Consider the following 17,547-nt stretch of genomic DNA (forward strand, 5'->3'; position numbering starts at 1 on the left):
GAAGTCGTACGCAACCGGGGACGTTTCCCCGTACTTTCCCCCCTCGAGGGGGGAAAGTACGGGGAACGTGCTCAGGCGGCGACGCCGAGTTCGGTGCGGGTGCGGTGGATGAACTCGCGGACGGCCGGCTCCCGCCGCCAGGGGGCGAGGGCGGTGTTGAACTCGCGGACGTAGTCCTTGGCCCGGGAGGACTGGACGCGGGCGAGGATGTCAACGGAGCGGTGGCCCAGCTCCAGGCCCTGGTCGAGCTGGCGGGCCTGGAGATGGGCAGTCCCCACGATCGCCAGCCGCATCCCCACCGAACGGGTGAACACCCCCGACGGCATGGCAGCGGCCCGCTGATTCCAGGCCAGCGATGCCTTCGGGTTCTTCAGGTCGCGGAAGACCTCGGCGGCATCCGCGGACAGGCGGGCGTGGTGATAGAAGTCGATCCAGGCCGGCTCGTCACCGGTGCTCTCGTCGGCCTGGCTGATGAGGTCCTCGGACGCGGCGAGGGCCCGTGAGGCGGCCCTGGCGTCCCTCTCGCGGGCATGGGCACGGGCCTCGATCAGCTTGGTGAATGCCAGGACACGCGGGGCGGCCTGGCCCTTCGCACGTTCGAAGGCGCCCTGGGCCATATCGACGGCCTCGGAGCCGAAGCCCCGAAGCAGCGACTGCATCGCCATCGTGGTCAGCACATAGCAGCCGAGCTGGACGTCCCCGCCCGCGCGGGCCAGGCGGAGGGCCTGGATGAAGTGCCTTTGGGCGACATCGTGCTGGCCCACGTCGAAGGCCGTCCACCCGGCCAGCCGGGACAGCTCGGAGGTGACGGAGAACAGGTCGCGGCCGACCGCGTCGGTGAAGGAGCCCCGCAGCAGCGGGGCGGCCCGTTCCTGAAGGCAGACGGTGACGGAGTTGGCCTTCCAGTTCCCGCCGCCGTATTTGGAGTCCCAGCGGCGGGCCTCGTCGGCCGCGTCCCGGAGTTCTTCCAGGTCGGCCCGGCCGACCTGCTTCTTGCCGCCGGCCACATCTGCGGCATCATCGGCGGGGGTGACCAGCCAGCGGGTCACGGGGGTGGTGAACGCGGACACGGCGAAGCCGGATCCGGTTAAGAAGTCGCGGCGGTTCACGAAACTCCAGAACGACGTGGCCACTCGGACCGCGTCAGCACGGTCCCGGGGGAAATCCAACCCCACATCCGCGTCCGGTGTCTCGGCCTCGCCCATACCGATTTCGCCAAGCGCCACCGGACGGCCGAGCCGTTCGGCGATCGCCTGCGCGAGGAAGGTGGGCACCGGCCACTTGGGGATCATGCCCCGTTGGCACCAGTTCGCGATGGAGGTATGCGAGTAGTCAGTCTCCAGCCCGGCCTGCTGGGCGAGCTGGTTGACCCGCAGGGCCAGAGACTTGTGGCTCGCGCCGCAGGTCTCGATGAGCCGGTCCAGGTCCGCGTTGGGCGGACGCTTCCGGCGGCTGGTCGACGCCACCCGAATCCCCTTTTCCACCAGGTCAGCAACATGGTGCTGACGAGGAAACGCCACGGGGCCGGCCTGCGTCGACATGGCATTTTCAGTCGTACGCATTCCGGCTGGGCACGGGAAGCCGCACGCGCTTCCCGCGTCTTGAGGCACTGAGCGTATTGCCATGCGGACCCTGGGTGAACCTGCTTTGCGAGTTGTGAGCCCCCCTGCGAGCCCTCCCTGGTGATCGGGCTAGCCGGTGTGATGAGGACGCAGGCCACCGCCGGGACGGCAGGAAGGGCTCCCGGTGGTGGCCGCCGCCAAGGCACCACGACTTCACGCTCGGGGGTGAACCAGATGTGCGGAATTGCAGGACTGGCCGGAGGCGACGCCGTCCGGCACGAGAAGACCGTCGCCGCGATGGGTGCCTCGCAGCACTACCGCGGCCCGGACGGCACCATGCACGCCGCCAGCAGCGACCGCCGGGCGGTGCTGGCCATGAACACGCTGCTGATCGTCGACCCGCAGGCCATGCCCGGCCCCTACCTCGACCGGGCCACCGGGCTGTTGCTGGCCTTCAACGGCGAGATCTACAACTGGCGATCCCAGGCCGCCGCCTGGGGCATCGAGGTCCACGACCGGGAGTCGGACGCCCACTTCCTGCTGCGGGCCTGGGCCAAGATCGGCCCGTCCTGCCTGGACGGCCTGGACGGCATGTTCGCCCTCGCCGTCTATGACCCGAGGGTTGCGAAGCTGTTCCTGGCCCGCGACCGGCTTGGGGAGAAGCCGCTCTACTGGCGGCTGGACGGCGGCCGGCTCGCGTTCGCCTCCGAAGTGACCTCCTTGACCGGCTACGGATCGGCCCCGCTGGTCTTACGGCCGGAGGTCACCGCGATCGAGACCCCGACCGGGGTCGACACCCCGTTCCAGGGGATCCAGCTGCTGGCGCCTGCCACGCTGCTGTCCTTCGACGTCACTACCGGCTCGATCGACCAGATGACCTGGTGGCATCTGGAGGACCGGTGCCCGTTCACCGGCAGCTACGACGAGGCCCTGGCGAAGTTCTCCACGATCCTGGCCGACCAGATCCCGCTCAGGTCCCCGGCCTGCGACTTCGCCCTGCTTCTCTCCGGCGGGCTGGACTCGGCGGTGCTGGCCTACCTGATGCAGCCCCCGGTCTGCGTCACGGTCCGCTACCCGGGCCAGGACCGCTTGGACGAATCGTCCACGGCCGCCGTGATCGCCCGGGACATCAAGGCCGAGCTGGTGGTGGTCGAGCCGGACCACGTCGACTTCACCCAGGCTCTGCCGCACATGATGCGGGCCCTGGACTACCCGATGGGCAATGCCAGCACCTTTTCGGAGCACATGGCCTACCAGAAGATCTCCGACCTCGGCCTCAAGGTCGTGGTCGGCGGCCTCGGGCCGGACGAGTTCCTGATGGGATACGTCCGCCAGGCCCTGGTCCTCTTCGGCCCCGATGCCGTCCTGAACGCCGGGCTGGAGGCTTACCGGCCGCTGGCCGCCAAGCTCATGCACGCCGCCGACGAGCCCTTGGACCCGGCGGAGGCGGTCACCCGGCTGATCCTTCGGGGCCCGGACCCGGACGGCCGTCTCCGTGATCTCGTCGCCGACGCGATGGCCCGCGCGGGCGGGGACCTTGCCCGCGGCCTGACCCTGGCGGATCTAGCGACGGCCTGGAGGCCGCTGGTGATGACCAGCGACAAGCTCGCCTCCGCCTACGCGCTCGAACGCCGTTCCCCCTACCTCGCCCGCGACCTGGTCGAGTTCTCCTACCGGCTCCCCGTCGAGCACAAGATCGCTGACCCGGCCCAGGGCAAGCGGATCCTGCGGGACGCCGCCAAGGCCCTCGGCCTGCCGAAGGAGGTCTGGGCCAGCCGGGACAAGCTCGGCTTCGCCTCCCCGGTCCCCTCCTGGCTCAACGACAACCTCGCGGACTGGGCAGACACCCAGATCCGCATGGCTCTCACCGATGCCCCGCCCGCGTTCCGCCCCCTCCTCGAGGGGGGTTTGAAACCCGGCGGACGCTTCGACCGCACCCGCATGCAGGCCCTCATGGCAGCGGCTTGGTTTTCTGACCAGACCGTGAGGGCTGCCGCATGATCCTCAACTCCGTTACTACGGTGAGGGGATGCACTCCGAGACCACCGCCACCGAGGAGTCGGCCGCCGCCCGCGGAGCCGTCGCGATCATCGCCAACCGCCGCGGCGAACTCCTCCTCCACCTTCGCGACGACCTCCCCCACATCGCCTGGCCCGCCCACTGGAGCCTCCTGGGAGGCGGCTGCGACCCCGGCGAGGACCCGTCCACCGCGATCGTCCGCGAACTCGACGAAGAAGCCGGCCTGGCCGCCAACACTCTGACCGGGCTGTTCGAGATCACCGACCATCGCGGCTCCGGGCAGATCATCACCTTCTTCGCCGCCCGCTGGGACGGCGACGAGACCCGCCTCCCACTCGCCGAGGGCGTCAAGCTCCAGTTCTTCGCGCCCGAGCACCTCGACATCCTCACGATCCCGCCGTTCATCCGGGACGGGATCAACCGCTATCTGGCCGCCAGGCCCTCCTGATCACCCCGCCCTTCCGGGCGGGGCAAGGGTGGGGCCGCCCATGGCGGCTCCACCCGAAGGGACGACCCCGAGCATGAAGATGACCGTCATCGGATGCGGCTACCTCGGCGCCACCCACGCGGCCTGCATGGCCGAACTCGGCCACGAGGTCCTGGGCATGGACTCCGACATCGACAAGGTCCACACCCTCAACTCCGGCAAGGCCCCGTTCTTCGAACGCGACCTGGACGACCTCCTCGCCAAGCACACCGCCTCCGGCCGGCTCCGCTTCACCGCCTCCTACGGCGAGGCCGCCGACTTCGCCGACCTGCACTTCATCGGCGTCGGCACCCCACCGCAGCCCGGCACCGACGCCTACGACCTCACCCACCTCTTCGACGCCGTCACCCGCCTGGCCCCCGGCCTGACCCGGCCAGCCGTGATCGCGGTCAAGTCGACCGTCCCGGTCGGCACCGCACCCCGCGTCGCCGAACTCCTCCAGGGGATGGCACCGGCCGGGGACCTCATCGAGGTGGCCTGGAACCCGGAGTTCCTCCGCGAGTCCTTCGCGGTCGATGACACCCTCCGGCCGGACCGGCTCGTCCTCGGCTTCAACACCGGCCACTCCTGGGGCGAGGCCCTGCTGCGGCAGGCGTTCGCCAAGATCATCGAGTCGGGGACGCCGACGATCGTCACCGACTGGGCCACCGCCGAGCTCGCCAAGGGCGCCGCGAACTCCTACCTCGCCACCAAGATCTCCTTCGTCAACGCGATGGCCGAGGTCTGCGAGAAGTCCGGCGCCAACGTCGCCGAACTCGCCGACATCCTCGGCCACGACCACCGCATCGGCCGCCACGGCATGCGGCCCGGCCTCGGCTTCGGCGGCGGCTGCCTGCCCAAGGACCTCGCCGGCTTCATCACCCGCGCCAACGAACTCGACGCTGGCGAGGCCGTCGGCATGCTCCGCGAAGCCGCCACAGTCAACGCCCGCCGCCGCCAGCGCGTCATCGACCTCGCCCGCGAGGAACTCGGCACCGACCTGCGGGGCAAGCGGATCACCGTCTGGGGCGCCGCCTTCAAGCCCGAGACCGACGACATCCGCGACTCCCCGGCCCTCGCCGTCGCCCAGGCTCTCCACGACCTCGGCGCGACCGTCACCGTCACCGACCCCAAGGCCCTCGACAACGCCCGCAAGCTGCACCCCGAGCTCGACTACGTCGAAGACCCGATCGCCGCCGTCGATGACGCGGACCTGCTGCTGCACCTCACCGAGTGGCACCAGTTCTCGACCATCGACCCCAAGCGGCTCGCCACACGCACCACCAGCCCCAAGGTCATCGACGCCCGCGGCACCCTCAACACCGACCAGTGGCGCGACGCCGGCTGGATCACCCGAACCCTTGGCCGCCCCTGAGTCCCTCACCACCACGACGGGCCGTGACCAGGCAATCGCGCTGGTCACGGCCTTGTGTTCGCCATGCGCCGCAGGGCGACAGGGGCGGAAGGGGCAGAATTCCGAGCAAAGCCCCAAAACGGGACTGACGGGACTGACGGGACTGAGTCTGCCGCTTCCTGCATCAGGGGCCCCTGACTTACCAGAGGGCCCGCAAGCCGTCCGGCCGACTGCAGCCCGCCGGACGGCCTATGAGCGCATGGCCAGGCGGTAGGAACCCCGCCAGCGCAATCGCGACCGTCACGCCGGCCCCCAGCCCCTCCGCGCGGCCGACCGCAAGCGGCACAATGTCAACGATGGCGACGAACAAGTACGAGGACTACTGCGCCCACTGCCGGCGTGTCTTGCTGCCTGGGACAGGCACATTACGGCGGGGCCGCACCGGATGGCTGACCTACTGCCCCGCTGAGGCCCCCGATCCGCTTCAGCCAGGCCCGATTCTTGAGTCCCGCGACCCGGAGCGGCGTAGACATGAGTCGCTGGTGACATTCGTGCATGCCCGTCTCGACGAGGACGAGCAGGGCACCAGCGGCGACGGAACCTCGTGGCGGCACCACCCGCCTCGCAGCGGTACCGTCATCGACGATCATGACCAGCCCGTGGTTCACGCCCAACGGGACATTGCCACGCACCTGGCCACTTGGAACCCGCCGCACGTCTGGGGCAATCTCGAGTCCCGCCGCCTGGTGGTGGACCTCTATGAGGCCGCCGACAGCAATGCAAGGGCAGTCCTGCGTGACGCAGTCAGAGCGCTCGCGATGGCCTACCGGGACCATTCCGACTTCGATCCTGCCTGGCTGCTGCGGGAGTGGTGAACGGCCCCGCCGGACCCAACCCCGCCATTGATATCCGGCCCCTGAGGAGCGTGGTGTTCCAGCTCCGCCGCCGCAAGCGCTGATCCGCCAGAGGCGACGAGCACGGCCACGGTCAAGGTCCTTCAGTCTCCAAGGGCTCCCGGTCGCCACGCTGCAAATGGCCCTGACGGCCGGGAGCCCGAAGACTGCTGCTGTCGCTCAGTGCCGCCCGAGCCTGCACCGCTGCCGTGATCGATGCCTGATGCGGCACTGGCTATGGCCGACTCGAGGGACGCGCTGTGACTACTCTTCCGGCGTACGCCACAGAGGATGTTGTCGGAGGGTGGGGAGCCACTGAGAGGGCAGCGCTCGGTGCTCCCGGAACACCGCCGCTAGTTCGGCGGTGCTCGTCGCGCCCAGGCCGCGGGCCCGCGCGTCCTGCCAGGCACGCGTGAGCGTGTCGAACAGCGCAAGAACTTGGGGCGGCCGTACCCAGTAGAGGTTCTCTTCGGCAACGTTGTAGGCGCCGTCGTTCACCTTCTTCTTGGGGGAGGCCAGGACACAGATGGAGTCTCCTGGCGCCACAGCGCCTTCCGCCTTCTCCGTGGTTCGCCGGTGGCCGCCAGCTTGCCGAGCCTGTTCGGCACCGATCTCACCGGTTTCCGTTGCTTGGTTCTTCGCTTCCCAGATGACCCATCGGGCACTGTCAAAGATCCACACGGCATCCGGCTTGGCGGCGCTGCCGTCGCGAGGATCTCCATAGCTCTTGCTGGCGCCGGCAAGGCGCCCGAGGTGGACCAGGCCGTCCTCGTATGGGTCGGGATCCGTCTGCTGGAGTCCCGCTCTGCTCGAAAGTGCCGCTTGGAAGGCTTCAGGAAGCCACAGGTCCTTCGCAGCCAGGATGGTGTTCATGGCTGCTTCGTCCGTCGGATCGAGTTCTTCCACCGCGGCCGCGAGAGGGGCGGCGACTGGGGCGACGCGATCAAACCACGTTGCGCCGAGGCTGTTCCGCCGTGCTTCTCTGAAGTAGCTTGCTGCAGTCTGCTGGAACTGCGCCTCCCCGGTGGCCTCCGCCAGACGGTGGGCCACGCAGAAGCCGAGGTAGCTCCACAGCGAGCTGTATCGCTTCGGCGTCTGAGCGTTGCGCAGCTGGTCAGTCACACTCTTGATCGAGGCGAGTGCGAACTGGTGGTCTTTGGACCAGAGGGCGTTTGCAGCCGCGACCTCGCTACGGACTGCTTTCTGGAGCGCTGCGGCACCGGGCCCGTCCTGCCGGTCATAGGTTTCTCGGTTTCGGACGATGTCCTCTTCGACCCCCTGCCAATCAGGGCCCTGGTTGTTGAAGATCGCCAGGTTGCTCCAGACGTCGTCCGAGGACTGGCCGAGTGATGCATCGACTCCGACTTCCAGCTCAGCGTGGATTTCGGGGTGCATCGATGCCTGGATGTCTTGGCGGGCCAGATAGGACGTCAGGCTGCGGCCGAGAACAAGAACTGCAGCGTGATCGCGGAGGTTGCGTGTGGCTCGGCCAGCACCCTGCTGGATGCGTGCACGAATGCGTTCGCGGAGCACTTCGTCGGCGCCGACGGATTCATGGAGGAAGCGCTCCTGAAGGTCCCCCTTGGCCGGCAGGCCAGTGAACACCACCAGTCGGCAGTCGTCGTCCGGGAGGTCGACTCCGTCGTAGCGGTTCGTCAGAACCAGCGCGGCTGCAGGTTCTGAGGTGAAGGCAGCGAGGTCTTCCTCGACCTGCTGTGCGGTGAAGGTGCGGTAGTTCTCCGGAAGGTAGTGCTCGCGGAACTTGTCGGCTACTCGGGTTTCGGGGGTCAGTACGACTGCGCGTCCTGCCTGCTCGATGACTCGGCGAACGAACGGTGCGACTGCCTTCGGATCCGAGGCCAGGTCTCGGGCGATCTCTGGGAAGACGAAGAACCTCCGCCCGGTGCCTTCCTTGTCCCACCCTGCGGGCACCGGAATGCGATGGATCCTAGGCCGCCCGAATGCGCGCTCGAGCTCTCCGCCGGCCCCCAGCGTGGCGCTCATGTAGATGCGCTGCTTCGGGCTGTTGAAGGCCTCGTGCTGGAATGTGGGGGCGATGAGTGGGCGGATGAGGATCTCGCGGTACGACACGTACGCCAGGCAGTCGGCCACGTGGGTCTCGAGAAACTTCCAGGCGTACATGGCGTCGTCGCTGACCTTGCGGTGAGCAACAGCATCCCGGATGACTGATTCCACGTGGTTGGCCTGGGCAGCAACTGCCGCGGGAGAGGCCAGGTAGATCCCCGTGCGGTACTGGTCCCCGGGGTTCTCGGACCGCAGATGCGGTAGCAGGAGAGGGTCCAGGGCGGAGCTCAGGGCGGCGAGCACATCCTTGTACGCGCTCTCGTGGGAGCGTCGGCGGATCCGCAGGCTCCAGGGCTTGGCGACGTAGCCCTCGGCCGCATGGGCATCGTCAAGGATCAGGACATCGGCTGCATCGATCCTCGGCCGCGCGTTGAAGACGTGGCTGTAAGTACTAACGGCGATCGAGCCCCCGGCCTGAAAGCGCGTGAGGTCGACTTGGTCCCAGTCCTTCGACTGGCCGATGAGAAGCGACGGCGGGATACCGTAGTCGTCCAGCTTCCGGGCCGTCTGCACAGCCAGCTGCCGCGTGGGGCACAGGTATGCGACTCGTCGCCCGTCCGCCCGTCGCAGATACTCGGCGATCAGACCGCCGACTAGGGTCTTGCCCGCACCGGTCGGTAGCTCAAGCGCGACGTCACTTTTGTCGCGGAACTCCTTGTGCCAGTGCTCCATGACCTTCGACTGGTGCCCCCAAACAGACGCCGGCCCACGGTTCCCCCGCGCCAACAGCCGGTACAACTGCTCCGGATCGCTCGGAACTCCAACCGAGTCCGTCTGCCCTCGCTTGAATGCCACGCCGCCCCTCCGCCCCATGACTCTTGTCGGGAGATCAGACTCCCGCTTCACCGCGGCCCATTCATAGCAGTTCGCACGGCTTGCGCATGAGGAGCTTGCAGATCTCCCACCCGCCTGAGCGCCACGGGCCGCAGGAGGGCAGCCGGAGCAGACCCTGCCCCAGTGGGGTGCACAGCACCCGTCGGCCGGTCGGCAAACACGACGTCCTGCGCCGTCGTGGCGAGCCGTCATCACTATGCCGCCACGTCAGGCGCCATCGCACCGGGTTGAGTTCGGAATATTTTGGAGCACTAGAGCGAGGAATGATCGTGTGTATACTTGGCGAACAGCCTGAGGATGGGAGGGTGGCCGATGGAAGCTCAGGAGGACCTGGTAGCCGTGCCCGCCATGCTTGCGCTGGCTCGCGAATCCCGAGGGATGACGCAAGCAGACCTCGCAGTCGCGATGTCGCGGCTTGACGGCGCCAACCGGGTCTCCCAGGGCTACGTGAGCCGAGCCGAAGCCGGCCGCCTACAGGTGAAGGACGATCGCCTCGCCCTGTACGCAGAAGCTCTCGGATACACACCTGAAATGCTATGCCGCACCACTGACACTCACGGCGTAGGCGTTGGCTTGGTCCACCACCGGAAGCGCGCCTCGATGGGGGCCACGAGCCTCCGCCGCATCCACGCGACACTGATGTTGACCCGCCTGCAGGTCGAGTCGCTCACGGCGCCGCTGACCGACCTCGGCAACCACCGCTTCCGGCATATCGACATCGACGACCTGGACACCCCCGAGGATGCGGCTGCCGCACTGCGTGAAGAGTGGGGCATCGGCCGCGGGCCCATCGACGACCTCGTGTCGGTGATAGAGGGCGCCGGCGCGTCGGTGGTCGTCCGGGACTTGGGAACGGCGGATCTGGACGCCGTCAGCCAGTGGCAGGCCGGTAGCCCCCCGCTTTTCCTACTCAACTCAACCGCGCCAGGTGACCGCTTCCGCTTCAGCCTGGCGCACGAGCTAGGGCATGTCGTGATGCACACCGAACCCGGGGAGGGGCGCGTCCAGGAGCAGCAGGCCGACCGCTTCGCGGCCGAGTTCCTCATGCCGCACGACTCGATCTTCCCCGAGCTCAAGCCGGGCGTTGACTTGCAGCGACTCATGGAGCTCAAGACCAGGTGGGGCGTCTCGATGGCAGCGCTCATCAGGCGGGCGCTCTCCCTCGGGGTCGTCAGCGAATGGCAGTACCGCAACCTCATGGTCGAAATGTCGGCGCTCGGCTACCGAACCGTCGAACCCGTCACCGTTCAGCGCGAAACCCCGCGCCACATCGCTCGGGTCGTAACCCGGCTTGAGCAACAGCACCACCTCGACCTGACCCATGCGGCCCATCTGGCTGGCCTGGGTCACGAGGAGTTCCACGAGATCTACTTGTGCGCTTCCTCTCCGTCCGGGGCCGTTGTGACTCCGGCCCACCTGTGAGGTGACCTCTTGAGCAACCCCGCACCCTTCGGACAGCGCCCGCCTGCTCTGCGGGTACTCGATGCCAGCGTCCCTGCAACTCCGATCCTGGCGGGGCGCGTATTGCTGCACGAGCACTCGCGCTTCATCCCGCGCCAGCGCGAGGCGATCGACAGCGACCTCGGTGGCGTAGTGATGACCGGCGACAACGCCGAAACGCGCGCGTTCAAGCTCCGGACCGAGGCGGGCTTCACCGGCACCATGCTGATCGACAGCGCCCCGTACACAACCTATACGGCGACCGAGGATGAGCCGTTCCTCCTGCCTCACGACCTGATCTTCGCAACCCTCGATGACACGCTCGGCTTCCAGAAGGCCGCAGGGGCCAGCGCCGCCCTGACGCCCACGGGCTACATCGCACCCGCAGCCTCCAAGCCGCTGAAGGCGGTGATCCGCGCCGCGCAACGCATCGAGCGCGTTGACACCGTCGTAACCCTGCCCGTCGATGTCACCTGGCTCGGCAACGAGCGCGTCGACCAGCTCATCGCCGCTTGCCAGCGCATCAACCAGCCCAAGGCCCTGGTATTGGTCGGCCAGTTCGATCCGCTGCAGCACGCCAAGGTCATCCCTGCGAACCTCCGCCGTGTCATTTCCGAGGCCGAGGACATGATGCTGCTGCGGACGGACCTGGCGGCCCTCGACGCGATGGCCCACGGCGCCCTCTGTGCTGGCATCGGTGTCTCAAGCTCCGTGCGACACAGCGTGGCGCCCGGCGAGCGAGCAAAGGTCAGCAAACCGAATGGCCCGGTGTACCCGAGCGTTTTGATGCCGGAGCTCATGTGCTTCAAAGGCGCCGAATCGCTCGCGAACCGCTACGCAAACGCCGAGCCGGCGACCTGCCTCTGCGAGGTCTGCAACGGGCGTGGACTCGACCGCTTCTGGAAGACCGACAGCGAGACACGCGTCGAAGCCGAGGACCACAACATCCTCACCTGGAGCACGTGGGTAGGCGAGTTGGCCGGCTACGAATCGGGGCCGAAGCGGAAGTCCTGGTGGCAGGAGAAGTGTGCCGCTGCCATCAACCGCTACCCGCTCGAGAACCAGCGGATCGGGCTCTCGGCGAAGAAGGGCTTCCAGCCGCCGCCGCCCCTGGCGGCTTGGGCGACGCTGCCTGCTTCCTAGCGCGGTCTCTCCGGCCGCACGCCAGAGTGCCACGGGGCGCCGCGCCTCACTAAGGCTTGTCTGATAATTGATCTTGTGGCAGGTCGAGGTGAGTTGACGGACGCAGCGTGGGAGCGGATAGAGCCCTTATTGCCGCAGGCGGACGGGCGTGGTCGGCCGTGGCGTGATCACCGGCAGGTGGTCAACGGTGTGCTGTGGCGGCTGCGGACCGGGGCTCCGTGGCGTGACCTGCCCGAGCGGTATGGGCCGTGGCAGACCGTCTATGAGCGGTTTGCCCGCTGGGAGGCGAACGGCACGTGGGCAAGGCTGTTGGAGCATGTACAGGTCCGCGACGACACGGTGGGCCGGGTGGAATGGTCCGTCGCCGTCGACTCCACGATCAACCGTGCCCACCAGCACGCCGCCGGCGCACGTAAAAGGGGGCTGCGGACGGGGACGAACTGGAAGATCCGGTCGGCTCGCAGACGCGCCAGGCCCTCGGCCGGTCCCGAGGCGGGCTGACCACCAAGGTCCACCTCGCCGTCGACGGCCGGGGCCTGCCGCTGTCCATCGTGCTCACGCCCGGCAACGTCAACGACGCCACCGCATTCGCCCAGGTCCTCGACGGGATCCGCGTTCCGCGAGCCGACACCGGCCGCCCACGCACGAAACCGACCCGAGTCCTGGGCGACAAGGCCTACTCCAGCCGAGCGATCCGGCACCTGCTGCGGCGTCGGGGCATCGCCGTCACGATCCCCGAGCGCCGCGACCAAACAGCCAACCGCCGACGCCGAGGGCGCCTCGGCGGCCGCCCGCCCACCTTCGACAAGGAGCTCTACAGCGACCGCAACGTGGTCGAACGATGCTTCGCACGCCTCAAGCAGTTCCGCGCGATCGCGACCAGGTTCGACAAGCTCGCCGACCGCTACCGCGCCGGAGTCGTCCTGGCCTCGCTGATCCTCTGGCTCCGCGAACCAGCCAGGTGATCATTTGACAGACACTGCGTAGGACGGTCGTGGCCACGGATGGGCCAAATACGCATGGCTAAGCAGTCTGTTTCGCGGGCCCATTTGCCCATCCTGTGCCGGGTGTAGAGGCAGGCGGGGTCATGTCCCTTGGTGTGGTGTGGCTGATCATTCGGCAGTGCCGGGCAGGCAGGTGGTGTTGTCCGGATAGAGGCTGTCCATGCTCTCGATGGAGAGGTAGCGGCGGGGGAAGGCGATCCACTCGTCGTGGAGCTCGACGAGGACGGCCGTCGCCAGGCGGGTGACGGCTGCGGTGTTCGGGAAGACCTGGACGACGTCGGATCGCCGCTTGATCTCCCGGTTCAGACGTTCGAGCGGATTGGTCGACTGGATCTTCTTCCAGTGCTGATCGGGGAAGTCCGCGAACGCGGTCAGGTCCTCCTTCGCCCCCAGCAGCATCTCCTTGACCTTGGGGAACTGCCGGCCGAGCATGTCCGCGACGGTGTCGAGCTGGGCCCGGACCGCGTCGGCGGTCGGCTGGGCGAAGACCGTGCGGATCGTCGCAGCGACCATCTCCGCGGACCCCTTCGGGATCACGGCGAACACGTTGCGCACGAAGTGAACGCGGCACCGCTGCCAGCCGGCTCCGATCATGACCTTGCGGATCGCTTTGACCAGACCGCTGTGACTGTCGGAGATCACCAGGCGGACACCGCTCAGGCCGCGTTCGCGCAGCGAGCGAAGGAACTCGCTCCAGAAGACCTCCGTCTCACTGTCCCCGACCATGACGCCGAGGACCTCACGGCCGCCGTCCTCGGTGACACCGGTCGCGATGACCACGGGAGCGCAGCCGGTATGTGCGGCATGTCGCTGACGAGGCGGTGGGTGGCCGGCCGGTCGTGATTGACCTGTCGGTGTGACGCCTGTACTGCGAGAACCCCGGCTGTCCGAAGGTCACCTTCGGTGAGCAGATCAACAGACTGACGGTGCGCCAGTAGGCGAGCCCTTGACTACCCCTTGTGTCGACTACTGTACGGCGTGTAGCATGTGGATGCCGGATTTACCCTGCTACTTTGTCGGCAATCCACCCGCGGGAGTGCGGGAGTGCTATTCGGAGGCAGGCATGGCAGACACAGGTCAATCCAGTGAGATCAAGCCCGAGCATCGAGATCTAATGGCGAGGCAGGCCGAGGTGGCGTCCCGCGGGTACGAATTGCTTGCGGAGTTGGATCGCGCCAAGGCGGACTTCCAGGCGGTGCGAGCAGAAATGCTTCGAACCAACATCGATGTAACTCACATTCTGGATTACTGGTAGCGGCCACACCTGACTCGTATGTGAACGCAGCGTGGTCGGGTTTGCAGGTTTCCGTTGAGGTGGGTAATTTGCCAGATGTATCCTTGGTGTACGTGCCCTTCGGAGCCCTCGAGCGGCCGTCGTTGGCGCTAGGCCTCCTGAAGGCTGGCCTGACGCAGCGGAGCATTGACTGCGAGGTTCGTTATACGACCTTCGATTTCGCTGAGCGGGTCGGCCTCGAGTTGTACAGCAAGCTGGCGTGGGTGCGAGAGGAGATGCTCGGCGAGTGGGTCTTCGCGCATGTCGCGTTCCCGCACTTCAAGCCCGAGCGCGAGGACTATCTCGACAGGGTACTTGACTCGTTCTACGCCGTGGAGGATGAGAAGGGGCGCGAATTCGGCCGTAGCTACCTCCTCTTCGCCCGGCACGAGGCCGAAGCTTTCATTGAGCAGCAGAGCGCGGCCGTTCTCTCGGGCTCACCACGTATCGTCGCCGTCTCGTCTACGTTCAACCAGAACTGCGCGATGCTTGCGTTGACCAGACGGATCAAGGCTCTGGCTCCGCATGTAACCACGGTTGTGGGTGGTGCCAACTGTGAGGGCACCATGGGTGTCGCGATGGCACGCCATTTTCCGTGGCTGGACTATGTGGTGTCTGGTGAGGGAGAAACCGTCTTTCCACAGCTGTGCGAGCGCCTGCTGTCCGAGGCGGGTGAGCCGCCCACGCGAGACCTGCCTTATGGCGTGTTGGCCTCTCGAGCGGTGCGTTCGGCATTGCCGATGGTCGGTTCAGCAGCACCGGCGACGCCGCCGAGGTCGATGGAGCAGAGCCTTGAGGACTGTCCAATCCCGGACTTCGACGACTACTTTGACTCGCTGGCGGCATATCGCGACCGTGACTGCATCACGCCGGGGCTAGTCGTAGAGACGGCTCGTGGCTGCTGGTGGGGGGCGGTCCACCACTGTACGTTCTGCGGGCTCAACGGCGGAGCAATGACATTTCGTGCCAAGACTGCGGAGCGGGTGCAGTTCGAGCTACGCACTCTGTCATCGAGGTACGGGCTGAAACGGTTCTTGGTCGCCGACAATATTCTCGATCAGGCCTACTACCGGGACCTGCTCCCTGCGCTCGCGGATCTTCCCGACGAGGACAGGTATGAGCTTTACTTGGAGATCAAGGCTAATGTGAACTATAGCCAGCTTGAGGCTCTGCACGCGGCCGGTGCGCGATGGCTCGTGGCAGGCATTGAGAGCCTCCATGACGATGTGCTCAGACTAATGGACAAGGGCACTTGGGGGTGGCTGAACCTACAGGTCCTCAAGTGGAGCCGCGGCTTAGGTATCCACATTTCTTGGAACATGCTGTGTGGCCTCCCCGGCGAGCGCGACGAGTGGTTCCGTGAGATGGCGGAATTGCTGCCGCTAGTCAGCCACTTGGAGCCACCGAACGACGTGCGGGCGATCCGGTTCGATCGCTTCAGCCCCTACCAGGCACGCCCGCAGGACTTCGGCCTCAGTCTGAGTCCGTCCTGGCCGTACTCCTATCTCTATCCGTTCGACCAGTCAGCACTGCAGGACCTCGTCTACTTTTTCGAGACCGCCGGACAGGATCCGGTACACCTCAATCCCTTCCGGCACGGGCTCGACGTCAAGGACAACTTGCCCTCACTCGGCGGCCCGGGACGAGACGCGCTCCAAGACGAGGTTCGCCGATGGGTCCGACTGTTCCGCTCACCAGATCCTGCGGTGCTCCGGATGACAGAGGAGGCGGACCGCACTACGATTCTGGACACCCGGCCGGTGGCTCCCTCACGAGAGGTCGTCCTCGCCGGGCTCGCGCACCGGGTTCACCGTGCGTGCGATCGTGCCGCCACGGTCCAACGGGTGCACGGTGAGCTCATCACCGACGGAGGGTCACCCGTACGGGTCGAGGAAGTGCAGCGACAGTTGGATGCGCTCGTCGAAGCACGGCTCCTGGTACGCCTCGGTCAGCGGTACCTCGCGCTCGCGGTGCGCGGGGAGATGCCAAACCTGCCCTGGAAGAACGAGGAAGGCTACCCAGGTGGTTGGTTCGTCTACCCGCGCCCCCCGAGGTTCCCTGCTGCTTTGGAGGAGTTTATGAACCGTCGCTCCGATCCTGCGATGTCGTGAAGAGCTAGGCCACGTTGCGTCGACGCGGAAAAGGTGTAGGGATGTGCCCGGACGAGAACGACCCGACAGAGGATTGCCAGCCGGAAGCTGCCCCGGACATCGAGGCCCTGCCCGCCTCGGCCCGGCGCTGGACACTTGCCGAGGACGCACCGGACGAGGTATTGGGCCAACTGCTCATCGTTGGCTGTTGGTGACCGACATCTCGACACATGAAGCCGAGGTGTTGGCGTGGAGGTGACGTGGGAGCGGGGCGCTCACGCGTCACGGGTGTCGGACCTATTCGGGGTTGACCTTGACGCCTTCCTGCGCGAGGACGTACTGACCGCCCTGCATGCGAACGCTTGGGAATCCGTCCTCTGCGTCGAGGGCCGGCACGCAATGCTGCACGTAATTGTGTCCACACCGGTCGGAACGAGCGGCTGGCGGGATGTGGAACCGTTCTTCGGCTATGCCGGTCCGGTTCTGACTGAGGAATGCCCGACGGCATTCGTTGCGTCGGCGTGGCAGGCCTATAGCGCGGCTTGCCGGGAGCGAGGCATCGTCGCCGAGGTAATCCGGTTCCAGCCCGACCGCGCAAACCATCTGCCGTTCGTCGACGTGGAGGGTCTGACCGTATGGCAGGGACGCCTAATCTCGTACGTGCCTGTCATCGAGGGCGACGATCACGCGCAGCTCGCGGTGTACACGCCTGGCTGTCGTCGACAGATCCGAGGCGCCCGTCGCCGTTGTCGCGTTACGCATGTTGACAGCGCCCCGCTCGAATGGAGCAGTTACCGACGGCTCGCGGACCGCTGCCTCACCCGCAATCGCGCCGCGCAACGCTGGTTCTTCGACGACGACTTCTTCGCTCGCCTCCGGCGATCTCCCGCCGTCAGCCTGTGGGGCGTTCGCTCGGACGTGTCCGACGAACTACTCTCCGCAGCGGTCGTTGTTTCGGCGCGGGATGTCGCGCACACCCTGTTTGTGGCCAACGCCGCGCCGAAGCATCTGCAGGGAGCTCACGACCTGCTAACTCACGCAATCGTGCGGACCGCGCAAGAAACGGGGTGCCGCTGGGTCTGTCTGGGCGGCGGCCGGTCATCCGCGACTGATGATGCGCTTCTCCGCTTCAAGCTGAAGTTCGGTCCAGGTTTTGCCCGCGCGCTGCCCATCGGATTCGCTGTGCACGATGTCAGGGCGTACGCCGCTCTCTGTGGCCAGGCGACCCGTGAGGTGCCGAGAAGTGATCTCGGCCAATCCGCAGAGTTTCTCGCACCGATTATGCCATACCGGCTGGCTTCCCGATTTGCTAATCCAGGCGCAGTGTCAGTCACGCCCGCGGGGCACTCGGAGGCGGAGCGACATGCGGTCAGCGACTGAGGGC

General features: G+C 66.9%; 12 protein-coding genes and 1 pseudogene. 10 read left to right on the top strand and 3 right to left on the bottom strand.

What is annotated here, in order from left to right; translation table 11 throughout:
* Window positions 1-71: 71 nt before the first annotated feature.
* Window positions 72-1,466 carry a sporulation protein gene (locus tag ACFWBF_RS00710; RefSeq protein WP_385592947.1) on the bottom strand — a complete coding sequence of 465 codons (1,395 nt, stop codon included), beginning with the start codon at window positions 1,464-1,466 and terminating at the stop codon, window positions 72-74.
* Window positions 1,467-1,796: 330 nt separating this feature from the next.
* On the opposite strand from ACFWBF_RS00710, the gene ACFWBF_RS00715 reads away from it, so the two are divergent.
* From ACFWBF_RS00715 to ACFWBF_RS00730, 4 genes are all read left to right on the top strand, one after another.
* Window positions 1,797-3,563 carry an asparagine synthetase B family protein gene (locus tag ACFWBF_RS00715; RefSeq protein WP_385592951.1) on the top strand — a complete coding sequence of 589 codons (1,767 nt, stop codon included), beginning with the start codon at window positions 1,797-1,799 and terminating at the stop codon, window positions 3,561-3,563.
* 28 nt (window positions 3,564-3,591) lie between these two features.
* On the top strand, window positions 3,592-4,029 hold the full coding sequence (locus tag ACFWBF_RS00720; protein ID WP_385592954.1) for an NUDIX domain-containing protein: 438 nt from the start codon (window positions 3,592-3,594) through the stop codon (window positions 4,027-4,029).
* Window positions 4,030-4,102: 73 nt separating this feature from the next.
* Complete coding sequence (locus ACFWBF_RS00725; RefSeq protein ID WP_385592957.1) at window positions 4,103-5,422, top strand: UDP-glucose dehydrogenase family protein; 1,320 nt, start codon at window positions 4,103-4,105, stop codon at window positions 5,420-5,422.
* 335 nt (window positions 5,423-5,757) lie between these two features.
* Window positions 5,758-6,276, top strand: a complete 519-nt coding sequence (locus tag ACFWBF_RS00730) for a DUF6221 family protein (RefSeq protein WP_385592960.1) — start codon at window positions 5,758-5,760, stop codon at window positions 6,274-6,276.
* Between the two features lie 282 nt (window positions 6,277-6,558).
* On the opposite strand, the gene ACFWBF_RS00735 is transcribed toward ACFWBF_RS00730, so the two are convergent.
* The gene (locus ACFWBF_RS00735) at window positions 6,559-9,405 is read right to left on the bottom strand and encodes a DEAD/DEAH box helicase (protein WP_385592963.1); all 2,847 of its coding nucleotides are present in this window, start codon (window positions 9,403-9,405) and stop codon (window positions 6,559-6,561) included.
* 120 nt (window positions 9,406-9,525) lie between these two features.
* On the opposite strand from ACFWBF_RS00735, the gene ACFWBF_RS00740 reads away from it, so the two are divergent.
* The 3 genes from ACFWBF_RS00740 to ACFWBF_RS00750 all read left to right on the top strand — a co-directional run bounded on the left by ACFWBF_RS00740 (window position 9,526) and on the right by ACFWBF_RS00750 (window position 12,761).
* Window positions 9,526-10,635 carry an ImmA/IrrE family metallo-endopeptidase gene (locus ACFWBF_RS00740; RefSeq protein WP_385592966.1) on the top strand — a complete coding sequence of 370 codons (1,110 nt, stop codon included), beginning with the start codon at window positions 9,526-9,528 and terminating at the stop codon, window positions 10,633-10,635.
* Between the two features lie 9 nt (window positions 10,636-10,644).
* The gene (locus ACFWBF_RS00745; protein WP_385592969.1) at window positions 10,645-11,796 is read left to right on the top strand and encodes a hypothetical protein; all 1,152 of its coding nucleotides are present in this window, start codon (window positions 10,645-10,647) and stop codon (window positions 11,794-11,796) included.
* A gap of 75 nt (window positions 11,797-11,871) precedes the next feature.
* A protein-coding gene (locus ACFWBF_RS00750) for an IS5 family transposase (protein WP_385592972.1) occupies window positions 11,872-12,761 on the top strand; the annotation gives its coding sequence in 2 pieces (ribosomal slippage) (window positions 11,872-12,211 and window positions 12,211-12,761; 891 coding nt in all).
* A 147-nt stretch (window positions 12,762-12,908) separates the two neighbouring features.
* Here the strand turns inward: ACFWBF_RS00750 and ACFWBF_RS00755 are convergent.
* Window positions 12,909-13,580 (bottom strand): annotated as a pseudogene (locus tag ACFWBF_RS00755) (IS256 family transposase); the annotation flags it as partial.
* A 283-nt stretch (window positions 13,581-13,863) separates the two neighbouring features.
* On the opposite strand from ACFWBF_RS00755, the gene ACFWBF_RS00760 reads away from it, so the two are divergent.
* From ACFWBF_RS00760 to ACFWBF_RS00770, 3 genes are all read left to right on the top strand, one after another.
* Window positions 13,864-14,055 carry a hypothetical protein gene (locus tag ACFWBF_RS00760; RefSeq protein WP_385592975.1) on the top strand — a complete coding sequence of 64 codons (192 nt, stop codon included), beginning with the start codon at window positions 13,864-13,866 and terminating at the stop codon, window positions 14,053-14,055.
* 68 nt (window positions 14,056-14,123) lie between these two features.
* A complete protein-coding gene (locus ACFWBF_RS00765) occupies window positions 14,124-16,184 on the top strand; it encodes a RiPP maturation radical SAM C-methyltransferase (RefSeq protein ID WP_385592978.1) in 2,061 nt (686 codons plus the stop codon).
* Between the two features lie 228 nt (window positions 16,185-16,412).
* Window positions 16,413-17,543 (top strand): GNAT family N-acetyltransferase, encoded by a 1,131-nt coding sequence (locus ACFWBF_RS00770; RefSeq protein ID WP_385592981.1) that lies wholly within the window; start codon window positions 16,413-16,415, stop codon window positions 17,541-17,543.
* Window positions 17,544-17,547: the final 4 nt, after the last annotated feature.

This window comes from Streptomyces sp. NPDC060028 (assembly GCF_042736725.1).
Taxonomy (GTDB): Bacteria; Actinomycetota; Actinomycetes; order Streptomycetales; family Streptomycetaceae; genus Streptomyces.